This is a genomic window from Flavobacterium sp. (genome assembly GCF_003525665.1).
Classification (GTDB): domain Bacteria; phylum Bacteroidota; class Bacteroidia; order Flavobacteriales; family Flavobacteriaceae; genus Flavobacterium.
The window spans coordinates 6,208-12,046 of the sequence record NZ_DQDX01000034.1; the positions used below are offsets into that span (position 1 = coordinate 6,208).

The following is a 5,839-nucleotide window of genomic DNA, read 5'->3' on the forward strand; positions in this document are numbered from 1 at the left end:
ATCCAAAAGCAAGTTGTAGAAGAAGTTACAGTAAAAGTTGAAGAGATTCGCAAGGAGAAAAAAGAGAAGAAAATAAAAGCAAGTATTGTTCCTGAAAAACCAAAAGTAACGCTAAAAGTTGGTGACAGAGTTAGAATGAATGACGGAAAAGCTGTCGGAACTATTGATAAGATTGAAAAAAACAAGGCAGTTGTAAATTACGGTGTTTTTACTTCTACTGTAAGTTTGGAGGTGTTAGAATTTGTTGACGCCTTAAAAAAATAGTCATGGAAAATCTACCAAAAGATAAAAAGATTATTTTGTTTGATGGCGTTTGCAATTTGTGCGATGCATCGGTTCAATTTATCATTAAGCATGATAGTAAAGATATATTTCGGTTTGTTGCAATTCAATCGGAACTGGGAATTCAAATTCTAAAACACATTGGTGTAAAAACAGACAACATTGATAGTATTATACTTTATGAACCTGGAATTGCCTACTATTATAAAGCCGAAGCCGCCATGCGAATTGCAAAGGAATTAAACAGTTGGCATAAAATAGTGAGTTACTTATCGTTTACAGGAAAGTCGTTCAATTTTATTTATGATTTTGTTGCCAAGAATCGCTACAAATGGTATGGCAAAAAAGAGAGCTGTATGATTCCGACTGCAGCATTAAAATCGAAGTTTTTGTAGTATGACAAATATCATATTTATGTTTGGTTATTAGAAGTAATTTTGGGTAACCTAAACAATTTAAATTATGATACAAATAGTTCATCCGCTGTATTCTTGGGATAACGGCGCTTTCATTATGGTTGGCGTATTCTCCTTAGTAATCATCGGATTAGTAAGCGCAATTTTCCTGATGATGGGAAGTAATAAAAAGAAAAAAGACTAAGCGAAAACTTAGTCTTTTTTTGTATTGTGTGAACTGTTGTATTATTCTTTTACAATTTTCTTAACTGCAATTCCTTTATCAGAAACAATTTTCATTAAATACATTCCTTGCGATAATTGAGAAATATCAATTTGTGTTTGGTTATCATTAAAAATAATATTTTTCACAACTCTACCGTTAATATCAGATAATTCTATAGATGAAATTGAAGCATCAGAATCATTTGAAATATCAACTAAACCTTTTGTTGGATTTGGATAAACAGTAAATTTAGAGTCAGAAAATTCATTTGTAGAAAGAACAGAACTAAAGTTAATTGAGTCAATTCTCATAGTAGCAACTGCTTGTGCAGTTGATATATCATTCCAACCAAAATAGTAATTACCAGAAGTTGATGGAGTAAATGTAGCAGTAAATTGTGTGTAAGTTGGATTATTTAAAGCAGCATTTGCCCACAATTGTGTTGTTTGTGTTGCTGGTACTGTAGAATTACCTACAGTTAATCTTAAACTTCTTGCTGTTGCACATCTCACCCAAAATGTAATTGTTACAGCTTCATTAGCTTGTAAAGAAAAAGCAGGTGTGAACAACCAATTGTTAGAAACTGCAGTAGCATTAGTATTAAAAATCCAATAAAAATTTCCAGCTTGGGCTAAAGTAGGTGCGTTAGCACTTAAACCATATGAACCATTTCCAAAAGTAGACCAACCAACTAATTCGCTGTTGTTTTCAAAACCAAAACTTTGAGGACAAACTCTTGCAGTAGAGAAAGAATTTACCGCAGTCCAAGCACTTTGTGAAGTTCCACAATTACTTCTAACATAATAATCATATCCAGTTGATGCAGACAATCCATTTAATGTAATTGAATTAGTTGGAGTTGTTACCAAAGTTCCTGTTCCTAAAGTAAAACCAAGTGGACCATACTCAACATTGTAATTTGCTGGATTTAATGTTGCTGCTGCCCAATTTAAGGTTACTGATGTTGTACTAACAGCAGTAACTGGACTTATTGTAGTTACAGGGAAACATGAAACTGGAGTAAAATTAAATGTAAAATTGAAACCAAGAGCAGACCACCTGCTATCCCATTGAAAATAATAGGTTGTACCTGCTACAGCATTAAAATTAAACGTTGATAAAAAAACAGTTGCAGAAACGTCATCTGAACCACCAACACACGTTAACGCTGAACATGATGCACCTTGCCAAACAGACAACCTAGTATCAACACTATTAGGCGCGACATTTGATGGTAAATTTGAACTTATTGCTATTGTTCCGTTTGATGTTGGTGTATACTTATACCAAACACCAGCATAAGGTCCAGCACCATCTACATTGGTTTGATCACAAGAAATTACGTAAGTGCCTGTTATGGCTGGAGCAGTTACAGTGCCATTAGCAGTAATTTCTACAGCACTACCGCAATTTTGTTGAGCAGACAATACGGCACTTAACATTAAAAATGCTGAAAGTAAAATTTTTTTCATAAGTAAATAGTTTTTTTGATTTAATTTCAAATGTACTATTTTTTTTTTGAAAAAAACAAAAAATTTAATCCTTCTCCCATTTTCCTACAACAGTAGTTGCTAAAGCATTACCCAACACGTTGGTAGCACTTCTAAACATATCACAAAAGTGATCTATGGGAAGTATTAAAGCAATGCCTTCAATTGGAATATCAAACATGCCACAAGTAGCGGCAACAACTACTAAACTGGCTCTTGGAACTCCGGCAATTCCTTTACTAGTAAGCATTAATACTAATAACATGGTCATTTGTGTTGGTATATCTAAATGCACTCCATAGGCTTGCGCAATAAAAATACTTGCAAAAGTCATGTACATCATACTTCCGTCAAGATTGAATGAATATCCTAAGGGCAACATAAATGATACTATTTTATCTTTTACACCCAATCGTTCTAATTCTTCTGTCAATTTTGGAAAAACAGCTTCACTACTTGTTGTTCCAAATGCAATGATTAACGGACCAACTATTCGTTTCAACAAAGTGGTCATGTGTCCTTTTAAGAACAAATATCCAACCAATAATAAAACTACCCAAAGTGATGAAATCCCAACTAAGAATGAACCAAAAAATTTGGCATAAGTAATCAATAATTCGTTTAAATCTCTGATAGCAAACACACCAGCAATGGCACCAAAAACTCCGAGTGGAGCAAATTTCATCACATAATTTACCATTTTTAAAATGATATGCGAAATAACATCTAATACTTTAACTACTGGTTTAGCATGGTCTCCAATTGAAGCTGCAGCCAATCCGAAGAAAATAGAAAAAATTACAATTTGTAGAATTTCGTTTGTTGCTAATGCTTCAAAAACACTCTTTGGAATAATATGTTCAACAAAATTTTGAGCCGAAAAAACTTTGGTCTTGTCGGTAACTTCAGATGCTGTTGCAACATCAACATCAGTCAAATTTAAACCAACTCCAGGTTGCAAAATGTTTACCCAAAACAATCCAATTAATAAGGACACGAATGATGCTGTAAAAAACCAACCCATCGCCTTTCCTCCTATTCGACCCACTGATTTTATATCGCCAAGTTTTGCAATTCCAACTACCAATGTTGAAATAACTAATGGCGCAATAATCATTTGAACTAATCGAATGAAGATTGTTGCCAACATTTTAATTTTATCACTAAAATTTTTAGCAAATTCGGCATCGTAATTATTGTGAATGTAAATTCCTAGCACTGCTCCAAGAAGCATTGCAATTAAAATTTGAACCGTTAAATTGCTTAAAAAGGATTTTTTTGGTTGTTCGGTTGTAGTCATTAAATTATAAGTAAGTTTTGTTTAGTAAATAAAAATCGGCTAGTACAATTGCAGCCATTGCTTCAACAATTGGCACTGCTCGTGGCACAACACATGGATCGTGACGCCCTTTTCCTTGTTGTTCTACAATGGTATTTTGATTGGTTAAAACATCTTGTTTCTGAATTAAAGTCGCAACTGGTTTAAATGCTACTCTAAAATAAATATCCATTCCGTTAGAAATTCCGCCTTGAATTCCTCCAGATAGATTCGATTTTGTAGTTCCGTCTTCGTTGTACAAATCGTTATGTTCGCTTCCTTTCATTCGTGCGCCACAAAATCCGCTGCCATATTCAAAGCCATGAACGGCATTTATCGATAACATTGCTTTTCCTAATTCGGCATGCAATTTATCAAAAACAGGTTCGCCCAATCCGATAGGAACATTCTGAATTACACAAGTAATGGTTCCGCCAACAGTATCGCCTTGTTTTTTAATTTCTTTAATATAAGCTTCCATTTTTTCTGCCGAAGCCAAATCGGGACAACGCACGGCATTCGATTCAATTAATGAAAAATCTAAATCTTGATACGGTTTATCGATAAAAATTTCACCAACAGACGAAACAAATGCATTGATTTTAATATCTTTTATAACCTGTTTTGCAATTGCTCCAGCTACAACACGAGATGCGGTTTCACGAGCAGAACTTCTTCCGCCACCACGATAATCTCGAATTCCGTATTTTTTTTCATACACATAATCCGCATGACTTGGTCGATAGGAATCTTTGATATGTGAATAATCGTCTGATTTTTGATTGGTATTTGGAATGATAAATCCTATTGGAGTTCCGGTTGTTTTTCCTTCGAAAATACCCGATAACAATTGCACTTCGTCTTCTTCTTTTCGTTGGGTTACAATAGAAGATTGACCTGGTTTGCGGCGTTGCATTTCGTGTTGAATTGCCTCTAAATTTATTTCAATTCCGGGAGGACAACCATCAATAATTCCGCCCAAAGCTTCACCATGTGATTCGCCAAATGTTGTAATTCTAAAAAGTGTTCCGTAGCTATTTCCAGCCATTTTATAATGTTTTGAACAAATATAGTTTTTTAGTTTAAAGTGCAAAAGTGAAATGGTTTAAAAGTTTGGATTTACTCTTGAAAACTTTTTAATAAGCAACCTATTTCTTAACCTTAACTATGGTTTCATTTAATACAACAATGTTTAATTTGTGAAACTTGAAATTATGAAAAAAAGAAAAGTAGATATAGTTGTTATTTCCGATGTTCATTTAGGTACTTATGGTTCACACGCCAACGAATTATTGGATTATCTAAATTCAATAAAACCTAAAAAACTGATTTTAAATGGTGATATTATTGATATTTGGCAGTTTAGAAAATCGTATTTCCCAAAATCACATTTAAAGGTAGTAAAGCGAATCATTGACTTGGCATCCAAAGGAACTGAAGTATACTATATTACAGGAAATCATGATGAAATGTTGCGAAAATTCAGTGATACTTTCATTGGAAACTTTCATGTTCTTGATAAGTTGATATTGGATTTAGACGATAAAAAAGCTTGGATTTTTCATGGAGATGTCTTTGATGCCTCAGTGCAACATTCGAAATGGATTGCCAAATTAGGTGGAATTGGCTATGATTATTTGATACTCACCAATCGCTTTGTAAATTGGTGTTTGAATAAAATTGGTAAAGAACCTTATTCTTTTTCAAAGAAAATTAAAGCAAGTGTAAAAAAAGCGGTAAAACATATTTCTGATTTTGAAACCACTGCAACCGATTTGGCAATAGAAAACAAGTATGATTATGTAATATGTGGTCACATACACGAGCCAAAAATTTTATTGAAAGAAAATAAGCTAGGTTCTACTATGTATCTCAATTCGGGTGATTGGGTTGAAAGTTTAACATCATTAGAATACCACAAAAAAAGATGGAAACTATTTCAATATGAAAAACCAAAATTTGTTGAGGAAGAAAACTTATTTGAAATGGAAGAAAGTTTAACGAACTAATTCTACAAAGTATTTTAAGAAAATTAATTTATTTTTGCGTTATTTGTGTAAAATAAATTAAAAATGAAAACAAATTTTATCAAATTTTTTGCGATTATAGCTTTTGTATGATTTTCATC

Annotated in this window: 6 protein-coding genes and 1 pseudogene; 4 read left to right on the forward strand and 3 right to left on the reverse strand. The window is 33.1% G+C overall.

All coding sequences use genetic code 11. From position 1 onward, the window contains the following. The 3 genes and pseudogenes from DIU01_RS02285 to DIU01_RS02295 all read left to right on the forward strand — a co-directional run. A pseudogene (locus tag DIU01_RS02285) lies at positions 1 to 264 on the forward strand (DNA mismatch repair protein MutS); the annotation flags it as partial. 2 nt (positions 265 to 266) lie between these two features. Next, positions 267 to 677, forward strand: coding sequence for a thiol-disulfide oxidoreductase DCC family protein (locus DIU01_RS02290; protein ID WP_290831644.1), 411 nt, complete (start codon positions 267 to 269; stop codon positions 675 to 677). Between the two features lie 67 nt (positions 678 to 744). Further along, positions 745 to 882 (forward strand): hypothetical protein, encoded by a 138-nt coding sequence (locus DIU01_RS02295; protein WP_290831645.1) that lies wholly within the window; start codon positions 745 to 747, stop codon positions 880 to 882. Between the two features lie 41 nt (positions 883 to 923). Here the strand turns inward: DIU01_RS02295 and DIU01_RS02300 are convergent, their stop codons facing one another. From DIU01_RS02300 to aroC, 3 genes are all read right to left on the reverse strand, one after another. After that, the gene (locus DIU01_RS02300) at positions 924 to 2,375 is read right to left on the reverse strand and encodes a T9SS type A sorting domain-containing protein (RefSeq protein ID WP_290831646.1); all 1,452 of its coding nucleotides are present in this window, start codon (positions 2,373 to 2,375) and stop codon (positions 924 to 926) included. Between the two features lie 64 nt (positions 2,376 to 2,439). Next, entirely contained in the window at positions 2,440 to 3,693 is a 1,254-nt protein-coding gene (locus DIU01_RS02305; RefSeq protein ID WP_290831647.1) for a cation:dicarboxylase symporter family transporter, read from the reverse strand. Between the two features lie 4 nt (positions 3,694 to 3,697). Then, positions 3,698 to 4,759: a chorismate synthase gene (aroC, locus tag DIU01_RS02310; RefSeq protein WP_290831648.1), complete on the reverse strand. Its 1,062-nt coding sequence runs from the start codon at positions 4,757 to 4,759 to the stop codon at positions 3,698 to 3,700. A gap of 166 nt (positions 4,760 to 4,925) precedes the next feature. Here aroC and DIU01_RS02315 point away from each other — a divergent pair, with 166 nt between their 5' ends. Continuing rightward, complete coding sequence (locus DIU01_RS02315; protein WP_290831649.1) at positions 4,926 to 5,720, forward strand: UDP-2,3-diacylglucosamine diphosphatase; 795 nt, start codon at positions 4,926 to 4,928, stop codon at positions 5,718 to 5,720. The last annotated feature ends 119 nt before the right edge of the window (positions 5,721 to 5,839 follow it).